This window comes from Streptomyces caelestis (assembly GCF_001279005.1).
In the GTDB taxonomy this organism is placed as follows: domain Bacteria; phylum Actinomycetota; class Actinomycetes; order Streptomycetales; family Streptomycetaceae; genus Streptomyces; species Streptomyces heliomycini.
Genome location: NZ_LGCN01000211.1, coordinates 1 through 842 on the forward strand (window position 1 = coordinate 1; position 842 = coordinate 842).

The following is an 842-nucleotide window of genomic DNA, read 5'->3' on the forward strand; positions in this document are numbered from 1 at the left end:
GGGCGGCGGCGGCAAGAAGGCCGGGATCGTCATCGGCGCCGTCGCCATCGTCGCGGCCCTCGGCGTGGGCGCGTACTTCGTGCTCGGCTCGGGCGGCGGCACCGGCGGCCTGGAAGACGACGGAGCGCACAAGCTCACCACGCCGGCGACCGTGCTCGGCGAGTACAAGCTGGCCGGCGAGGGCAACGAGAGCAGCGACTCCGACACCGCGAAGGACATGGAGAAGAGCGGCGTCAAGAACGGTACGGCCATCGTCGGGCAGTGGTCGACCGCCGACTTCGGCGGCTACGACCCGCAGGATCCCTCCACGCTCCCCGACCGGGCCGAGCTGCTGACCGCCAAGGGCATGACGATGGTGGGCGGGTACGGCGAGATCGCCGAGCCCCAGACCGTCCTGGACAAGTTCTTCGCCAACATCCAGGAGAAGGTCGAGGAGAGCTCCACCGGTGACACCGGCGGCATGCAGAACGCCGAGCTGGTCGGCGACCCCGAGGAGGTCGAGATCGACGGCGCGGTCGCCAAGTGCCAGTCGACCAAGAGCACCAACGCGCTGACCAAGAAGGAGTCGACCGACTGGTTCTGCGCCTGGGCCGACCACAGCACGGTCGCCATGGTCTCGCCCGGTGACAACAACGGCACGGGCGTCGGCAAGGACACCGCGGTCGACCTCACCACCAAGCTCCGCGAACAGATCCGCGTCAAGGCCTGACCGGCACCACATCAGCGACTCGAGGGAAACCCAAGCAATGAGCTACAACCAGCCGGGCCCGTACGGCGGGCAGCCGCAGCAGCCCGGACCGTACGGCCAGCCGGGGCCTTACGGCCAGCCGCCGCAGGCCCCG

At 69.7% G+C, this 842-nt stretch carries 1 protein-coding gene; it reads left to right on the plus strand.

Translation table 11 applies throughout. The features are described from left to right. Positions 1 to 709: hypothetical protein (locus tag ADK41_RS24790; protein WP_053670301.1), on the plus strand; the 709-nt coding region annotated here is incomplete at its 5' end. Positions 710 to 842 lie beyond the last annotated feature (133 nt).